Annotated in this window: 14 protein-coding genes; 8 read left to right on the top strand and 6 right to left on the bottom strand. The window is 75.2% G+C overall.

What is annotated here, in order from left to right; translation table 11 throughout:
* Positions 1-139: 139 nt before the first annotated feature.
* From IE219_RS11325 to IE219_RS11310, 4 genes are read right to left on the bottom strand one after another with little or no spacing between them, the layout of a single operon-like run.
* The gene (locus IE219_RS11325) at positions 140-784 is read right to left on the bottom strand and encodes a TetR/AcrR family transcriptional regulator (RefSeq protein WP_189976512.1); all 645 of its coding nucleotides are present in this window, start codon (positions 782-784) and stop codon (positions 140-142) included.
* 19 nt (positions 785-803) lie between these two features.
* Positions 804-2,087 carry a hypothetical protein gene (locus tag IE219_RS11320; protein ID WP_189976511.1) on the bottom strand — a complete coding sequence of 428 codons (1,284 nt, stop codon included), beginning with the start codon at positions 2,085-2,087 and terminating at the stop codon, positions 804-806.
* On the bottom strand, positions 2,084-3,001 hold the full coding sequence (locus IE219_RS11315) for a cupredoxin domain-containing protein (protein ID WP_268256842.1): 918 nt from the start codon (positions 2,999-3,001) through the stop codon (positions 2,084-2,086). The genes IE219_RS11320 and IE219_RS11315 overlap by 4 nt, the downstream gene beginning before the upstream one ends.
* Positions 2,998-5,100, bottom strand: coding sequence for a right-handed parallel beta-helix repeat-containing protein (locus tag IE219_RS11310; RefSeq protein WP_189976510.1), 2,103 nt, complete (start codon positions 5,098-5,100; stop codon positions 2,998-3,000). Before IE219_RS11310 ends, IE219_RS11315 begins: the two co-directional genes overlap by 4 nt.
* Before the next feature lie 471 nt (positions 5,101-5,571).
* Between IE219_RS11310 and hmgA the strand changes: the two genes are divergently transcribed.
* From hmgA to IE219_RS11295, 3 genes are read left to right on the top strand one after another with little or no spacing between them, the layout of a single operon-like run.
* The gene (hmgA, locus tag IE219_RS11305; RefSeq protein WP_189976509.1) at positions 5,572-6,894 is read left to right on the top strand and encodes a homogentisate 1,2-dioxygenase; all 1,323 of its coding nucleotides are present in this window, start codon (positions 5,572-5,574) and stop codon (positions 6,892-6,894) included.
* A 43-nt stretch (positions 6,895-6,937) separates the two neighbouring features.
* Complete coding sequence (locus IE219_RS11300) at positions 6,938-7,687, top strand: GntR family transcriptional regulator (protein WP_189976508.1); 750 nt, start codon at positions 6,938-6,940, stop codon at positions 7,685-7,687.
* A gap of 45 nt (positions 7,688-7,732) precedes the next feature.
* Entirely contained in the window at positions 7,733-8,971 is a 1,239-nt protein-coding gene (locus tag IE219_RS11295; protein ID WP_189976507.1) for a type ISP restriction/modification enzyme, read from the top strand.
* Between the two features lie 163 nt (positions 8,972-9,134).
* Here IE219_RS11295 and IE219_RS11290 read toward each other — a convergent pair whose 3' ends face one another.
* On the bottom strand, positions 9,135-9,407 hold the full coding sequence (locus IE219_RS11290) for a hypothetical protein (protein WP_189976506.1): 273 nt from the start codon (positions 9,405-9,407) through the stop codon (positions 9,135-9,137).
* A gap of 297 nt (positions 9,408-9,704) precedes the next feature.
* Between IE219_RS11290 and IE219_RS11285 the strand changes: the two genes are divergently transcribed.
* Complete coding sequence (locus IE219_RS11285) at positions 9,705-10,703, top strand: protein kinase domain-containing protein (protein ID WP_189976505.1); 999 nt, start codon at positions 9,705-9,707, stop codon at positions 10,701-10,703.
* A gap of 6 nt (positions 10,704-10,709) precedes the next feature.
* Here IE219_RS11285 and IE219_RS11280 read toward each other — a convergent pair whose 3' ends face one another.
* Positions 10,710-11,516 (bottom strand): SGNH/GDSL hydrolase family protein, encoded by an 807-nt coding sequence (locus IE219_RS11280; RefSeq protein ID WP_189976504.1) that lies wholly within the window; start codon positions 11,514-11,516, stop codon positions 10,710-10,712.
* A 742-nt stretch (positions 11,517-12,258) separates the two neighbouring features.
* Between IE219_RS11280 and IE219_RS11275 the strand changes: the two genes are divergently transcribed.
* The 4 genes from IE219_RS11275 (at position 12,259) to IE219_RS11260 (ending at position 16,330) form a co-directional block, all read left to right on the top strand.
* Positions 12,259-13,095, top strand: a complete 837-nt coding sequence (locus tag IE219_RS11275; RefSeq protein ID WP_189976503.1) for a glycosyltransferase family 2 protein — start codon at positions 12,259-12,261, stop codon at positions 13,093-13,095.
* A 29-nt stretch (positions 13,096-13,124) separates the two neighbouring features.
* Positions 13,125-14,309, top strand: coding sequence for a glycosyltransferase family 2 protein (locus IE219_RS11270; RefSeq protein ID WP_373298816.1), 1,185 nt, complete (start codon positions 13,125-13,127; stop codon positions 14,307-14,309).
* Positions 14,310-14,359: 50 nt separating this feature from the next.
* Positions 14,360-15,124 carry a polysaccharide deacetylase family protein gene (locus IE219_RS11265; RefSeq protein ID WP_189976796.1) on the top strand — a complete coding sequence of 255 codons (765 nt, stop codon included), beginning with the start codon at positions 14,360-14,362 and terminating at the stop codon, positions 15,122-15,124.
* A gap of 96 nt (positions 15,125-15,220) precedes the next feature.
* Complete coding sequence (locus IE219_RS11260; RefSeq protein WP_189976502.1) at positions 15,221-16,330, top strand: DUF5925 domain-containing protein; 1,110 nt, start codon at positions 15,221-15,223, stop codon at positions 16,328-16,330.
* Positions 16,331-16,348: the final 18 nt, after the last annotated feature.

The following is a 16,348-nucleotide window of genomic DNA, read 5'->3' as shown; positions in this document are numbered from 1 at the left end:
GGTAGGTGCCCCCCGTCGGCCTCAACAAGGGGTCGACGCATGAGCAATACGAGCAAAACCCCAGGTCACAGCGGTGATGATCGGGGCGCGGGCCGGGACGGCCACCCAGCGGCCCCGACGGCCCCGGGCCCGGACGGCCTCAGACCAGGGAGGGCGCCAGGTACGCGTGGAGGAGCTGGCGCGTCTCGGCGATCAGCGCCGGGTCGCCCTCCGGGTCGGCGCGGAAGGCCCGGCGGACGAGGGTGTCGGCGGTCTCCACGCCGACGAGGACCTTGCGCATCAGGGTCTCGTCGGCGGTGCGGCCGAGGTGGGCGGCGAGGAGGCCGCAGAGCCGTTCGGCGACCAGGCCGTTGGGGTCCTCGGCCCCGCTCCCGTCGGTCTCCTCGGCGGCGGGCGGGCCGAAGTCGACGAGGGCGAAGCCGGGGACGCTCCGCTTCATCGCGATGAACTCGTCGAGGACGCCGTCGATCGCGGCGCGCGCGTCGAGGACCTCGGTCCGCTCGAAGCGGGCCGAGATCCGCTCGGCGTACCGGTCGAGGTTGCGGTGGGCGAGCGCGGCGACGAGGGCCCGCTTGTTGCCGAAGAAGCGGTAGACGGAGCCGATCGGGACGCCGGCGCGGGCGGCCACGGCCCGGGTGCTCAGCTGTTCGTAACCGGTCTCGTCGAGGAGTCCGGCGCAGGCGTCGAGGATGCGGGCGAGCCGTTCGGCGCTCCGCTGCTGGACGGGGGTGCGGCGGAGGGCGGGCGGCGGGCCGTGCGGATGGGTCTGGGGCACGGGGTCCATGATGCCGTCCCGGTCGGTGTCAGGCGATGAGCAGGCCGATTCCCCCGAGGGTGTACGCGATCATCAGCACGAACAGCGGGAGTTGGCCGGCGACGGCGCGGGCGGGCGGGAAGAGCCGGACGGCCCGGTCGTGCGCGGCGACGACGCCGAGGACGTGGCCGGTGACGATCGCGGTGACCTGGAGGACGGCGAGGCCCGCGGGGCCCAGGGGCGGGGCGGGCGCGGCGGCGTTGTCGGTGCCGACCGCCATCATGACGGTACGCGGTCCTTCGACCGCGAGGAGTGAGAAGTAGTGGGCGGTGAGGTAGCCGAGGGCGATCGGCAGGAGCGAGTGGGCGAAGGAGGTGAGGGGGGTGGTGAGCGCGCGGTTCAGCAGGCGCAGGGTGCCGGCGCAGAGCCCGTAGCAGACGGCGGCGAGGGCGACGGCGGCGAGGAGGCCGAGGGTGGCGGTCGGGGTGGGGCCGAGCGGGGAGGTCTGGAGGGTGGTGATCCAGCGGGGGTTGTCGGAGAGGCCGTCGTAGGCGGTGGTGCCGAGGAGGACGCAGACGGCGGCGACCAGGCCGGGCGTCTCGGGGGTGGCGTCGAGGCCGTTGAGGGGGGAGCGCAGGACGAGGCGGCCGTCGGCGCGGCGGCCGAGCGGGGAGAGCCGGGCGAGGAGCGAGGAGTACGCCTCGAAGGGGTCGGCGTGCGCGAACCAGGCGGCGCCGTGGCGGGCGGCGCCGAGGAGCTGGACGGCGAGGTGGACGGCGAGGGCGGTGAGCAGGACGGGGCGCGCGGTGTTGTCGGGGGCGACGAGTTCGAGCCAGGCGAAGAGGAGGAGTCCGGCGGCGGCGGGCCGGATGCCGACGGCGGCGGGGACCGGCCGGGGGGCGCGCGGCGGGCGGAGCGCGAGGAGGGCGCGCAGGGGGTTGAGGAGGCGCCAGACGGGGCCGAGGAGGAGGGAGGCGGGGACCAGTCCGACCCAGAGGAGGACGTAGAGGGCTCCGGGGGCGGGGTTGCGGTCGGGGTCGTCGGGACCGAGGACGAGGTGGAGCAGGAAGAGGAGGGCGAGGGCCGCGCCGAGGACGCGCAGCGCGGTGCGGGTGGCGGGGGCGTCGGCGCACCGCTGCACGGCGGCGGGCAGGGCCCGGCCCGCCCGGTCGCCCCGGAAGCGGGAGGACGACCAGAGCAGGCCGAGGCCGAGGAAGGAGACGAGGAGGGCGGTGAAGGCTCCGGCGTAGGCGTAGAAGGGCGAGAGGGGCAGGTCGTGCTGGGCGCCGACGCCGTGGGCGAGCGGGAGGAGCGGGGGCGGCGGGGCGGTCACCGGACGACCAGCTGGGTGAGGACGAGGCCGGACTCGTGGGTCTCGACCTCGAAGAGGCCGGTGCGGTCGGCGGTGAGGGTGAGGGTGGCCGGGGTGCCGGGGGCGAGGGCCGCCTCGCGGTCGTAGCCGTGCACGTGGACGGTGTCGGCGCGGTCGGAGGTGACGCGGAGGGTGAGGCGCTCGCCCTTCTTCAGCTCGACGCGGGAGGGGGCGGGCGTGACGGTCGAGCCGGTGACGCGGATGTCGAGGGTGCGGGTGGCGGGGGTGGCGGGGGGCTCGGGGGTGCGGGACGGCGTGGCGGAAGGGGCGGAAGGGGTGGCCGCGGAGGCGGCGAGGGGGACGGTGGTCTGGACGGGGGCGCCGCCGGTGGCCCAGACGGTGTGGTCGTCGGCGTACAGCCGGACGGTGAGGGTGCGGGCGCCGGCCGGGACGTGGAACCAGGGGCCGTAGGCGCGGGCGGTCTCGCGGCCGTCGACGAGGAGGCGGGCGTGGCCCCGGCCCGCGAGGGCGGCGCCGCCGGTGGACTCGGGGGTGAGGCGGAACCGCTCCAGGGCGAGGTGGACGTTCCAGCCGCCCTCGGTGTCGGGGCGGACCTCGGCGCGGACGGCGGGGGCCTCGGCGGCGGGGAGTTCGCGGAGCCGGTGGCCGGACTCGTCGCGGGCCGCGAGCAGGGTCCCGTTGCCGCCGGTGGCCTGCTCGTGCCTGGTGCCGGGCTTGTGGTGCGTGGTGGCCCGCCCGCCGCACCCGGCGAGGGCCAGGAGCAGCACGGCGGCGAGGGCGGCGGCGGCCGGGACGGTGCGGCGGAGACCGGGGGCGGTTGCCTTGGGGGCGGTCGCCGGGCCGGGGGCGGGGGTGGTCACAGGGGTGGGGGTGGGGGTGGTTACAGGGGCGGGGGCGGGGGCGGGGGTGGTCATGCGGCGGGCTCCTCGGCGGGCGCGGGGGCGGTGCCGGCGGGCTGGGCGGGGGCGGTGGGGTCAGTGGGGTCGGCCGGGGTGGCGGGGTCGGCGGGGGTGGGGCGGGTACCGGCGGCGACGACGGCCCAGAGGACCCAGACGACGCCGAGGAGGAGCCGGAGCCAGGCGGGGCTGACGGGGGTCCAGGGGATCATCAGGACCGCCTTGTCGAAGGCGTCGAGGAGGGTGAGGAGGCCGAGGGCGACGGTGGTCCAGCCGAAGACGGGGCGGGCCGGGCGCAGCAGGAGGCCGGTGACGGTCCACCAGGCGCCGGTGAGGAGCAGCGCGAGGGCGGGGACGTACGTCGGGGTGAGGGAGAGGGTGGAGCCGGCGACGTCGAGGGCGAGTCCGGCGAGCCCGGTGGCGAGGGCCGCGGCGGCGAGGCGGCGGCCGCGCAGCCTGCGCCACCACAGGGCGGTGCCGACGAGGGCGAGGAGGACGGCGGCGGCCAGGGCGATCTGGGTCTCGACGCGCTGGAGGCCGCGGGCCCCGTACCAGTCGCAGCCGGCCGGGAGGCGGCGGGCCTGGACGTTGTAGTCGGCGCAGACGAGGAGCTGGGCCAGCTTGACGGGTTCGCCGACGAGCCGGGCGGTGGCGCCGGAGACCTCGCCGCGCGCGGTGCCGCAGGCGGGGAGGGCGCGGGGGCTGGAGGCGCCGGCGTCGTCCTGCCAGCAGTTCTCGCGGCCCTGGCCGTCCCACCAGACGTCGGTGCGGTTGGGCCGGGGGTTGCCGGCCTTGTCGACGCCGAGGCGGTTGTTCGCGTAGCGGTTGTGGTGGGAGGTGTCGGTCTGCTTGGCCCAGGCGGACTCGCCGCGGATGAAGGCGGGGACGGCGTTGAGGTAGAAGCCGGTCCGCTGGTGGCCGTAGACCCAGTTGTCCTCGTAGAGGTTCCAGTTGCCGCCTGCGGTGATGATGCCGGTGCCGGGCGGCATGGAGATCTGGGGGCAGACGACGCCGTTCTCGTAGCCGCGCTCGGCGGGCGGGCGGGCGCAGGTGCCGTCGGCGACGTACCGGTAGTAGTCCTCGTTGTTGTCGTGGATGGCGTTCCGCTCGAACTTCGCGTGGTTCTGCGGGAGTCCGGGGTGGCCGGGGAAGGCGGAGTCCATGGAGGCGCCGCCCATGTTGTGGTCGAACTCGTTGTCGTGGACCCAGACGGAGTCCCCGGCGGTGCCGGAGTAGCCGACCATGTTGTGGTGGCTGCGGCAGCCGGTGATCTCGATGGAGTGGCGGGGGACGTCGAAGCCGTAGCCGTCGTTGATGTTCGAGGCCGAGCCGGGGTAGATGCCGGAGTCGCCGTTGCCGTACGACTCGCAGTTCTTGTAGAGGCCGTGGTCGGAGGCGAAGGTGAGGAAGCCGTACTCGTCGTTCCAGCGGGTGAGGACGTCGTCGATGACGAAGCCGTCGGCGGCGAGCACGTACAGCGAGTTGAAGGTGGTGCGCTGGGCGGTGAAGTTGCGGAAGTAGACGCCGTCGGACTTGTCGGCGCGGATCGCGTTGAGCTTCGTGTACTTGGCGTCGATGACGACGTCGAGGCGGGAGGCGCCGGTGCCCTCGATCTGGAGGTCCTTCTTGCCGAGGATCGCGACCAGGTTCTGGTTGTGCGGGCACTGGGCCTGCTGCTCGTAGCTGAGGATCTGGTAGCCGAAGGAGGACTTCGGGGCCTTCAGGGAGGCGCAGGCTCCGGTGGGGGCCGGGAGCGAGGGCTCCTCCTCGTAGAGGCCGGGCAGGATCGCGATGGTCGTGCCGGGCTTGTCGACGGCGTCGACGGCCTGCTGGAGGTGGCGGTAGCCGCTGCGGCCGCAGCGGGCGAAGAGGTCGAGGTTGCGGGCCTTGAGGCCGGCCGGGAAGGCGGCGATCCGGCGCTCGAAGTCGGCGCGGTCCGTCTTGCAGACGAGGAGGTCGGGCTCCCCCGCGCGGTGCTTCGGCACGCTGCCGGAACCGTCGGGGAAGGTGACGGGCCGCTCCTCGTGCGCCTGGGCGCCGGGGGCGGTGAGGAGGCTCGCGGCGAGCACCGCGAGCACGATCGAGAACAGCGAGACGAACCTTCGGGTCCAGGGCATGGCCGCGAGAGTAGAGCATTGTTCATCTTTTTGACCCCGCCGTGCGGGCACGGATCACGAGTGGATCCGGGGGCGGGCCGCGACCTGGTCCGGAGGCGGTTCCCGACCGGGCCCGGGGGCGGGCCTCGCCCAGGCCCGGGAACGACTCCCGCCCGGGCCCGAGCCCGGATCGCGGCCGCCCCCAGGGGCGGTTCCCGGCCGGATCCGGCGGCGGGCCGCCGCCGGGCCCGACCGGGCCGCGGGCCGGGCCGCGGCTGCCCCGACCGGCCGGTCCCCGGCGGAACCGGGGCCGTATCCCGGCCGCCCGACCGGCGGTTACCGGACAGCGCCGGGGCCGGACGCCGGATCGGGCCGGAACGGATCGCGGACCCGTGCCGTCCGCCCCGTTGACGGGAGCCGCGCGGAATCCTACGGTCATCCATAGGATTCCTTTCGCGGGCACGGCCCGTGCATTCAGGACAGGAGCGGGCGATGACGACCGAGCAGGCCAGGAAGACGGCCGAGGCGCTCACCTACAGCACCGGTTTCGGCAACGAGCACGCGTCGGAGGCGCTCCCCGGGGCCCTCCCCGAGGGACGAAACTCGCCGCAGCGCGCCCCGCTCGGGCTCTACGCGGAGCAGCTGAGCGGCAGCGCGTTCACCGAGCCCCGGGCGTACAACCGGCGCTCCTGGCTGTACCGGATCCGCCCTTCGGCGGCGCACCCGCCGTTCGTCCGGGCCGACAACGGCGCCGTGCGCACCGCGCCGTTCACCGAGGCCGTGCCGGACCCCAACCGGCTCCGCTGGGACCCGCTGCCGGACCCGGCGCCCGGCACCGACTGGCTGGCCGGCCTGTGGACCCTCGGCGGGAACGGCGACGCGGCCCAGCGCGCCGGCATGGCCGTGCACCTCTACCACGCCGACACCTCCATGGAGCGGGTCTTCGGCGACTCCGACGGCGAGCTGCTGATCGTCCCCGAGCTCGGCGGCCTGCTGCTCCGCACCGAGCTGGGCCTGCTGGCCGTCCACCCCGGCGAGACGGCGCTGATCCCGCGCGGCGTCCGCTTCCGCGTCGAACTGCTCGACGCGACCGCCCGCGGCTACGTCTGCGAGAACTACGGCGCCCCCTTCCAGCTCCCCGACCTCGGCCCGATCGGCGCCAACGGCCTGGCCAACGCCCGGGACTTCCGCGCCCCCGTCGCCGCCTACGAGGACGTCGAGGGCCCGGTCGAGGTCGTCAACAAGTTCTGCGGCAACCTCTGGACCGCGACCTACGACCACTCCCCGCTGGACGTCGTCGCCTGGCACGGCAACCACACCCCGTACGTCTACGACCTGCGCCGCTTCAACGTCATCGGGTCGATCTCCTACGACCACCCCGACCCGTCGATCTTCACCGTGCTGACCTCCCCCTCCGACACCCCCGGCCTGGCCGGCGTCGACTTCGTGGTCTTCGCCCCGCGCTGGCTGGTCGGCGAGGACACCTTCCGGCCGCCGTACTTCCACCGGAACGTGATGAGCGAGTACATGGGCCTGATCGAGGGCGCGTACGACGCCAAGACCGCCGGGAAGGGCGGCTTCGTGCCCGGCGGCGGCTCGCTGCACAACATGATGTCCGCGCACGGCCCCGACCGGGAGACCTTCGACCGGGCCAGCGCCGCCGAGCTGAGGCCGCAGAAGATCGACGACGGCCTGGCCTTCATGTTCGAGACCCGCTGGCCGGTGACGGCGACCGCGCAGGCCGCCGACGCCGACCACCTCCAGCGGGGCTATGACGACGTGTGGCAGGGTCTGGAGCGCCACTTCCGGCCGTAGAGTCCGCCCAGCCGCCCCGCCGCGCCGTCGTACGGAGACCGCCGTGACCGCCTTCGCCCCCGACTCGCTGGTCCTGAACCGCAAGCTCCCGCTGTGGTACCAGGTCTCGCAGTCCCTGCGCGCCTCCATACTGGGCCGCACCTCCGACGCCTCCCTGCGGCTGCCCACCGAGGAACGGCTCGCCGCGCACTACGGCGTCAGCGTGCTGACCATGCGGCAGGCGCTGAAGGAGCTGGAGGAGGAGGGGCTGATCAGCCGGCACCGGCGGCGCGGCACCTTCATCGAGCCGGGCGCCCGCCGCTCCGCCCCGCGCCGGCTGCTCGGCTCGATCGACGCGATCGTGGCCCAGCAGTCGGGCGAGCGGACGACGGTCCTCGGCCACGGCCCGGAGCCGGTGCCGGGCGAACTGGCCGAGCACTTCGCCGACCTGACGGAGGTCGTGACCTACCGGCGGCTGCGCTCCGACGGCGAGAGCGACGAGCCGACGAACTGGGCGGAGAACGCGGTGCGGCCCGAGTTCGCCGCCGCCATCGACCCGGCCGACCTGGAGCGCTGGCCGATGACCAAGGTGCTCCGGGACGTCGTCGGCGTCCGCATCAGCCGGATCACCGACACCGTCGAGGCCCGGCTCGCCGACCCCGCCACGGCCGAACTGCTCCGCGTCCCGCTGCTCTCCCCGATCCTGCACTACACCGGCGTCACCTACGACGAGGACAACCGCGTCGTCGACGTCGCCCGCATCCGCTACCGCGGCGACCGCTTCTCCTTCACGGTGACCGTCGAGGCCCGCTGAGACCGGGCGGGCGGCGCTGGCCCCGCACGGACGGCGCTCGTTAGCATGCGGGGCGTGACTGAGGCTCCCCGGCAGCAGGCCCTTCCCCCGGGCGAGGACACGCCCCTGCTCGACGAGCTGATGCCGTGGTCGGCGGCGCCGCTGCGGTTCGGCCGGGCGTGGATCGTCGCGCCCGACGTCCGGACGCTGCGCGGGCGGTGGGACCGGCTGGTCGCGGCGGAGGGCGGCGAGCGGGCCGCGCTGTTCCGGCCGAGCCGGGCGCGCACCCCGGACACGGCGGTGGCGGCGCTGCCCGGGCAGCGCACCGGGACCGGGCGGTTCGCCCGCGAGGACGGCCCCTGCCCCGAGCCGGTACGGGTGCTGGCCGACCCCTTCGACGAGCAGTGGCTGCTCCCCGACCACCGGCTGATCGACACCGCGCGCCCGGAGCTGTGGCGGGTGGCGGGCGCGCCGCAGCTCTTCCTCGTGGAGCAGGGGTACGTGCCGGGGGCGGCCGGACCGGCACTGCTGGCGACCGGCGCGCTGCCCGAGGGGCGGTCCCCGGCGGGCCGGCCGGGCCGGATCCGGCCGCTCTTCCGGCGCCCCGGCGGCGCCGAGCCCAATCTGGCGCCAGGGCTGCTCGGCTTCCTCGGCGAGCGGTACGGCGCGGGGCGCGGTCCGGCGGACCCGCTGGAGTGGGCGGCCTGGGCGGCGGCCGCCGCGGTCCCCTCCCCCGCGGGCTGCCGGGTACCGCTGCCCGTGGACCGGGCGGCGTGGGAGGCGGGGACGGCGCTCGGCCGGGAGCTCCTGGACGTGCAGCTGCGGGGCGCCCTGTCGGGGACGCGGCCCCGGCTGCCGGGCGGCCGGAGGCCCTATGTGCGGGCGGCGCTCCCGGCGCGGCCCGGGGCTCCCTCGTACGACCCCGGCGGGGAGGTGCTGGAGGTCGGAGGGGGCCGGATCTCGCCGGTGCCGGAGGCGGCCTGGGCGTACCGGGTGGGCGGGGTGCGGGTGCTGGAGCGGTGGTTCGCCCGCCGGACCGCGCCGGCCGAGCCGGGCTCGCTGGAGGCGATCGGCCCGGCGGCCTGGCCGCAGGAGTGGACCTCGGAACTGCTCGACCTGGTGACGGTGCTGGCGCTGCTGGGCGGCCGGGAGGCGGAGCGCGCGCCGTTCGCGGCGGGCGGCGGGCCGGGCCGGGCGGCGCTGCGGGCGGCGGGGGTGCTGCCGGTGCCGGACCGGGCGCGCCGCCCGGCCTCGGTGCTCGACCACCGCGAGGAGGGCCCGGAGGGCCAGTTCACGCTGGTGTGACGGGGCGGGGCGGCCGCGCGCCCCGGTGCGGGGGTACGACGAAGCGCCGGACGGGCGGGGACGCGTCCGGCGCTCTCGGCGTGCGGGATGGGTGCGGGCGGCGGACCGGGGCGGGCGGAGCGCGTCGGGTACGCGGGTCCGGGCCCTGGTGCGCCGCGTGCGGTCAGTGGCGCGTGCCGAAGAGGGTGCGGCGCAGGCGGCGGAGCGGGGCGAAGAGGGAGACCCGCGCACGACCGCCGTGCGGGCTCTGGGCCGGCGTCTCGTGGCGACGCGTCGTCAGCTCCCGCATGAGGAGCGTCGCCTCGGCCGCCTCCCGCTGCGGTATGGCGGGTCCGCCGAGCACCGCGAGATGGCGGTCGAGCCGCGAACTGGTCGCACTGCTCCCGCAGGTGATGGCAGGCACACGCGGCCTGCTGCGCATCGTTGTCTGTTCCATGTCACTCCCCACCCGTACGAGGGCACCCGACCCGGGCAGGTTAACCCTATCGCCCCATGGTGACACGCGTGTATCCCGCCGTCAGGATGTACGGCACTCGTACGGGGGTTGACGGTGACCCTCCGAATCCATCTGATTCCAGGGCGACTTGGACAGCGTTCGAACACCTGCCGAACCGTCACGAACCATCCTGCACGCCGGGGGTCCTGATCCGGACACGGGGACCGGTGTGATCTCCGCCACCGAGGGGCGTTCCTCTGGGTCGCCACCCGCCAAGGGGGCGGCTACCGTGGGCCCATGACCCTGATCGCGGGCCGCTACCGGCTGCTCGACGCCCTCGCGGAGGGTGCGGCGGGAATCGTCTGGCGCGCCCGGGACGAGGCGCTCGGCCGCGAGGTGGCCGTCAAGGAGGTGCACGCGCCGCCGGGCCTCGACGCCTCTGCGGAACGGGCGTTGTACGCCCGGGTCGAGCGCGAGGCGCGGGCCGCCCGGGCGATCCGGTGCCCCGGCGTGGCCGAGGTGTACGACGTGGCCGTGGAGCACGGCCGGCCCTGGATCGCGATGGAGCTGGTCCGCGGGCTGACGCTGGCGGAGACCCTGGAGGCCGGCGGGCCGCTGCCGGACCGGGAGGCGGCGCGGGTCGCGCTCGGGGTCCTCGCGGCGCTGCGGGCGGCCCGGGAGGCGGGCGTCCCCTACCGCGACCTCGGCCCGGACCGGGTGCTGCTGGCCAATGACGGGCGGGTGGTGGTCACGGGCGTCGCGACCGGGACGGCCGGGCCGGATGCGGACGGCGCGGCGCCGGGCCCCGGGGAGGACGCGCGGTCGCTGGCGGCGCTGCTCGGCGGGATGACCGGGTCCCCCCTGCCGGGCCCCCTCGCCCCGGTGGTGGCCGGGCTGGCGGAGGGGGACGAGGACGCGCGCTCGGCGGCCGTCAGGGAGCTGGAGCGGATCGCCGGGGTGCGGGCGGCGGGTGACGGGGCGTCCGCGGTGAAGGGGACGCCGGGCCCCGCCGCGCACACGGGCGGGGAGGAGCGGGAGGAGCACGGGGGGCGCGGTGGAGCGGGCGGGGGGCGTCCGGCGGGCGCCGCCGCTCCGTCCGGCGCACCGGTGCGCCGGGGCGGCCCCCGGCGGGGCGCGGTGCTCGCCGCCGGGCTGGCCGGACTCCTCGTCATCGTCGGGGCGCTGGTGTGGCAGGCCGTCAGGGACGAGGGTCCGGGCACCGGTCCGGGCGGGGGCGGGCCGTCGAGCACCGCCCCCGCCGTTCCCGGCGCCCCGGGTGCGGGCGCGGACGGGTGACTTCCGTCAGGCCGCGTTCCTGAAGGTGGGCAGGTAGCCGCCGGACTGGCCCGCGGCCGTCGGGTGGTAGGACTCGCCGATGTTCAGCCAGTTGACGCTGTGCAGCCAGGCCGAGCCGGAGCAGATCTCGTGGCCGGTGAAGGCGGGGACCACGCCGGCGAAGGCGAAGCCGTGGTTGGCGGCGCGCTTGGCGACGGCGGCGTTGAGGTAGTCGGAGGCGTTGTTGATCGCGGTGCGCTCGGTCTCGCTGAGGCCGGCGATGCAGCTGCCGTTCAGCTGGTAGAAGCGCGGGTAGCCGAGGACGACGACGCGGGCGTTGGGGGCCTTGCTGCGGATCGCGTTGTAGGTGGCGTCGAGCCGGGCCGGGAGGGTGGAGTCGACGTAGCCCTTGGCCTGGTTCACCCGGCTGACGCAGGTGGACTCGGACTGGAGGACGCAGGTCGTCATGACGTCGGCGAAGCCCGCGTCGTTGCCGCCGATGGTGATCGAGACCAGGTCGGTGGAGGAGTTGAGCGGGCCGAGCTGCTTGCTCGTGACGTCGGTGGTGACGGCGCCGGAGCAGGCGGTGAAGGAGAAGGAGGCGGGCGCGTTGGCGTTCGCCCAGAGCCGCGGATACGCCTTGGTGGAGCGCTTGCAGTCGCCGCTGGCGCTGTCGTAGCTGCCGGCGCCGACGCCGGAGGAGTACGAGTCGCCCAGGGCCACGTAGTCGACGGCGGCGGTCCCGGCCGCCTGGGCGGCACCCGCCCCGGTGAGGGCGAGGACGGAACCGAGCAGGAGCGAGGACGCGAAAGCCGCGAACCGTGACAGTTTCATGGAACCTCCAGTAGCAGGATCTCTGCGCTACCAGGAAGTAGCATCGGATCGGCCGCCAGGGAAGTGTTCATGTCAAAACTGACTCTGGAGAGTGAGTGAACATCCCTCAAAGACCGATTTTTTCCGGCCACCTGAGGAGCCGTCCGTTCCGCGCCCGGGCGGACCGCCGGGAACCCGGCACCGCCACCCGCCGGGCGGCCCGCCGTCCCGCACCCCGGCGCACCGGCGCACGGCGGCGCACGAGAGGGAGCCCTCCCCCGGCCCTCCCCGCGCTTCCCCCGCCCCTCCCGCCGTTCCCCCGCCGTTCCTCCCGCCGTTCCTCCCGCCGTTCCTCCCGCCGAATGAACGGATTGATCTCATCCGATCGAGAAGATGCCTGTTCCAGGCGTTGATCGTTCGCCAAAATGCCGGAAACCGGCCCGGAGAAGCGGGACTTGCCCTACAGTCCCCTTCATCAATACCGTCATACATCTCACCCGGACCGAACCGTCGACAAAGCACCCCAAGGGGAGGGTGCCGACGAGGCGACCATCCGGAGCGGGGCGCGGTAGGGGGGTGCCGTGCCCGGTGTGCCCATCGGCGTGCCGGGTCGCGGATACCGCGCGGCCGGACATGCCGATTCGCCGTTTCCGCAAGGGAGTTCACCTCCGTGCGGGGAGGGCGGCAACCCCCCTTTCGAACCGGACACACGACCGGACCGCCCCGGGGTGGGCGGCCCACCGGACGAGAGGGATACCGACCAATGAGCTCGTTCCTGCGCCCGGCCGTCACGGGCCAAGAAATCACCGAGCCGAGTCGAATAGCGGCCCAGTACCGGGCCATCACGTCTCATCTGGCGATCACCCCACCGGTGAGCGTCGTCATTCCCGCGATGAATGAAGCGGAAAATCTTCCGTACGTGTTCAAGACACTGCCGGACTGGATTCACGAAGTCGTGCTCGTCGACGGAAATTCGACGGACGACACCGTGGAGGTCGCCCGCGCGCTGCGCCCCGACGTCAAGGTCGTGAAGCAGGTCGGGAAGGGCAAGGGCGACGCCCTGATCAGCGGCTTCGCCGCCTGCACCGGCGACATCATCGTCATGGTCGACGCCGACGGCTCGGCCGACGGCCAGGAGATCGTCTCGTACGTCTCCGCCCTCGTCGGCGGCGCCGACTTCGCCAAGGGCTCCCGCTTCGCCAACGGCGGCGGCACCGACGACATGACCGGAATCCGACGCCTCGGCAACTGGGCCCTGTGCAGTCTGGTCAACCGCAAGTTCGGCGCCCGCTACACCGACCTCTGCTACGGGTACAACGCCTTCTGGCGGCACTGCCTCGACAAGATCACCCTCGACTGCACCGGTTTCGAGATCGAGACCCTCATCAACATCCGGGTCGTCAAGGCCGGTCTGAAGGTGCAGGAGGTCCCGAGCCACGAGTACCTGCGCATCCACGGCGTCAGCAACCTCAACGCCGTCCGCGACGGCATCCGCGTCCTGAAGGTGATCCTCAGGGAGAAGCGCGTTCCCAGAGCCGTCCGGGCGCTCCGCCGCCCCGCCGCCTTCTCCGTCAGCGTGCCCCGGGGAGGGGCGTCTTGAGCGACCGCGCCGCCCCGGCCCGCTTCTCGGTGGTGATCTGCGTCTACACCGAGGAGCGGTGGACGGACATCCTCGCCGCCGTCGACTCCGTCCGGCGGCAGTCGCTGCCCGCCCTGGAGACCCTCCTCGTCGTCGACCACAACGAGCGGCTCCTGCACCGGCTCACCGGGCAGTACGCGGCGGAGCGCGGGCACGGCGGCGTCCGGGTGCTCGCCAACGCGGGCCCGCGCGGCCTCTCCGCCGGGCGCAACACCGGGATCGCCGCCGCCCGCGGCGAGTTCGTCGCCTTCCTCGACGACGACGCGGTGGCCGAGCGGGACTGGCTGCACCACTTCGCCGCCGGCTACGACGACCCCGGGGTCGTCGCCGTCGGCGGCCGCACCCTGCCCCTCTGGGCGTCCGGCCGCCGGCCCGCCTGGTTCCCGGAGGAGTTCGACTGGGTCGTCGGCTGCACCTACCGGGGCCTGCCCCCCGGCCGGGCCCGGGTCCGCAACGTCCTCGGCGGCAACGCCTCCTTCCGGCGCACCGCCTTCGACGCGGCGGGCGGCTTCGCCACCGGCATCGGCCGGGACGGCGACCGGCGCCCGCTGGGCTGCGAGGAGACGGAGCTGTGCATCCGGCTCGCCGGGGCGGTGCCCGGCGCGGTCCTCCTCATCGACGACCGCGCGGTCATCCACCACAAGGTGCCCGCCGTCCGCGAGCGCTTCGCCTACTTCCGCAGCCGCGTCTACGCCGAGGGGCTCTCCAAGGCCCTCGTCGCGCAGAGCGTCGGCGCGGGCAAGGGCCTGGAGTCCGAGCGGCGCTACACCAGCCGGGTGCTGCCCGCCGGGGTGCTGCGCGGGCTGCGGGACGCCCTGCTCCGGCGGCCGGGCGGCGCGGGCCGCGCGGGCGCGATCGTCACCGGCATGACGCTCGCCGCAGGCGGCTACGCCCTCGGCACCCTCCGCGCCCGCCGGGGCGGCGCCCCCGCCTTCTCCTGGGGCCCGATCACCCCGGCGGACGCCCCCGCCGCGGAACCCGGAGCCGTACCGGAGGAGACCGCGACCGCGGGGGACGGGACCGGAGCCGTACGGGAGGAAGCCGGGACCGGGGCCGTACCGGAGGAAGCCGGGACCGAGGCCGTACCGGAGCGGACCGGGGCCGTACCGGAGGAATCCGGGGCCGGGGCCGTGTCCGGCGCGGGCAGGGCGCTGCCCGGGAAGGCGGCGGTGTGAGCGGGGGGACGGACCGGGCCGGTGGCGCGCCCGCGCCGGTGCCGATCCTCATGTACCACGCGGTCTCCCCCGACCCGGCGCCCGCGACGCTCGGGCTCTCCGTGACCCCCGAGGCGTTCGCCGCGCAGATGGAGGTGGTGGCCGGGCGCGGCTTCACCCCCGTCACCACCGCCGCGCTCGCCGCCGCCTGGCGGACCGGCGCCGAGCCGCCCGGCCGGCCGGTCCTCGTCACCTTCGACGACGGCTACGAGGGCGTGCACCGGTACGCCCTGCCGGTGCTCGCGAAGCACTCCTTCCCGAGCACCGTCTTCGTCACCAGCGGCTGGCTGCCCGGCCGGCACGCCGCCGGCGGGGCCCTCGACACCATGCTCTCCTGGGAGCAGGTGCGCGAACTGGCCTCGGCCGGCACCGAGATCGGCGGCCACAGCCACACCCACCCGCAGCTCGACCAGCTCGACGCCCGACGGCTGCGGTTCGAGGCGCTGCGCTGCCGGGAGCTGATCGGCGAGGAGACCGGCACCGCGCCCGTCTCCTTCGCCCACCCGTACGGCTACTCCAGCCGCCGGGTGCGCACCGCCGTCCGGGAGGCCGGCTTCGCGCAGGCCCTCGCCGTCGGCAACGCGCTCGCGCGCCGCCGCCAGGGGCCGTACGCCCTGGAACGGGTCACCGTCCGCCGCTCCACCACCGTCGAGGAGTTCACCCGCCTCGTGGAGGGCCGGGCGATCGGCCGGAACTTCGCCGCCGACCGGGCCCTCACCAAGGCGTACGCCCTCACCCGGCGGGCCCGGGGCGCGGCGCGCGGGCACTGGATCTGAGCCGCCGGGGCCGGTCCGGGAGACCGGTCGGCCCCTTCCCCCGTCCCCGCCGCAAAATCCGGTGCGCGGCGGGGGCCGCCGGTGGATCATGGCGGCATGTCCGACACCTCCGCCGTGCCGTCCGGGCCGCGTCCGCCGCTGCCGGTCTCCATCCAGATCGACGACAGCGACTCGCCCACCGACGTCCTGGACGCCCTCGTCCTCGACCGGTTCACGACCGGCGAGCAGCCGCACTCCCGCAGCACCACCCTCGACCGGGCCAGGCCCGACGCGACCCTGCTGCCGCCCGGCGCCCGCGTGCTGCGCGGCGCCGAGGAGGACGACCGCAGCTCCGTGCTGGCCGAGGGCGACGGCTGGACGATCCTCTCCACCCGCTGGAAGCACCGCGCCGACGTCCTCGTCACCGCCACCGACCCCGAACTGGCCCGGCGCGTCCTCGACCAGGCCGTCGAGAACGCCCGGGACGAGCCCGAGCCGGAGCCCGAGGACGTGTCCATGGGCTTCTGGTACCTGACCCCGCAGCGCGGCCCGCGCCGGATGACCCGCCGGATCAGCGCGACCACCTGGGACGAGGCCCGCCCCAACTACACGGCGCCGGTGGCCGAGTCGATGGACCGGCTGATGACGCTGACCCCCGACGACGTCTCCGGACGGCTCCTGCTGCTGCACGGGCCGCCGGGCACCGGCAAGACGTCCGCGCTGCGCACCCTCGCCCGGTCCTGGCAGGAGTGGTGCCAGGTGGACTGCGTGCTCGACCCCGAGCGCCTCTTCAACGACATCGGCTACCTCATGGACATCGCCATCGGCGAGGACGAGGACGGCGAGAAGGAGCGGTGGCGGCTGCTGCTCCTGGAGGACTGCGACGAGCTGATCCGGGGCGGCGCCAAGGACGTCGCCGGACAGGCCCTCTCCCGGCTGCTCAATCTGACGGACGGCCTGCTCGGCCAGGGCCGGAAGGTACTGGTGGGGCTCACCACCAACGAGGACGTGGAGCGGCTCCATCCGGCCGTCGTGCGGCCCGGCCGCTGCCTGGCCCGGATCGAGGTCGGGCGGCTGACCCCGGCCGAGTCGGCGGCCTGGCTGGGCCGGGAGGACGGGGTGCCGGACGAGGGCGCCACCCTGGCGGAGCTGTTCGCGCTGCGCCGCGGGGCCTCCCCGGTCGGCCTGCCCGAACCCCGCCTCCCCGCCGCCGGCCTGTATCTGTGAGTCCCCGCCCCCACCACG

Origin of the sequence: Streptomyces termitum, assembly GCF_014650175.1 — a bacterium.
Classification (GTDB): domain Bacteria; phylum Actinomycetota; class Actinomycetes; order Streptomycetales; family Streptomycetaceae; genus Streptomyces; species Streptomyces termitum.
This window is presented reverse-complemented; position numbering and strand designations above follow the sequence as displayed.

Excerpts from the sequence above, each read along its gene's own strand:
- IE219_RS11290 (WP_189976506.1), bottom strand. The coding sequence starts at position 9,407 with ATGGAACAGACAACGATGCGCAGCAGGCCGCGTGTGCCTGCCATCACC.
- IE219_RS11265 (WP_189976796.1), top strand. The coding sequence starts at position 14,360 with ATGTACCACGCGGTCTCCCCCGACCCGGCGCCCGCGACGCTCGGGCTC.
- IE219_RS11285 (WP_189976505.1), top strand. The coding sequence starts at position 9,705 with ATGACCCTGATCGCGGGCCGCTACCGGCTGCTCGACGCCCTCGCGGAG.
- IE219_RS11325 (WP_189976512.1), bottom strand. The coding sequence starts at position 784 with ATGGACCCCGTGCCCCAGACCCATCCGCACGGCCCGCCGCCCGCCCTC.
- IE219_RS11315 (WP_268256842.1), bottom strand. The coding sequence starts at position 3,001 with ATGACCACCCCCGCCCCCGCCCCCGCCCCTGTAACCACCCCCACCCCC.
- IE219_RS11310 (WP_189976510.1), bottom strand. The coding sequence starts at position 5,100 with ATGCCCTGGACCCGAAGGTTCGTCTCGCTGTTCTCGATCGTGCTCGCG.
- IE219_RS11275 (WP_189976503.1), top strand. The coding sequence starts at position 12,259 with ATGAGCTCGTTCCTGCGCCCGGCCGTCACGGGCCAAGAAATCACCGAG.
- IE219_RS11295 (WP_189976507.1), top strand. The coding sequence starts at position 7,733 with ATGCGGGGCGTGACTGAGGCTCCCCGGCAGCAGGCCCTTCCCCCGGGC.
- IE219_RS11280 (WP_189976504.1), bottom strand. The coding sequence starts at position 11,516 with ATGAAACTGTCACGGTTCGCGGCTTTCGCGTCCTCGCTCCTGCTCGGT.
- hmgA (WP_189976509.1), top strand. The coding sequence starts at position 5,572 with ATGACGACCGAGCAGGCCAGGAAGACGGCCGAGGCGCTCACCTACAGC.
- IE219_RS11260 (WP_189976502.1), top strand. The coding sequence starts at position 15,221 with ATGTCCGACACCTCCGCCGTGCCGTCCGGGCCGCGTCCGCCGCTGCCG.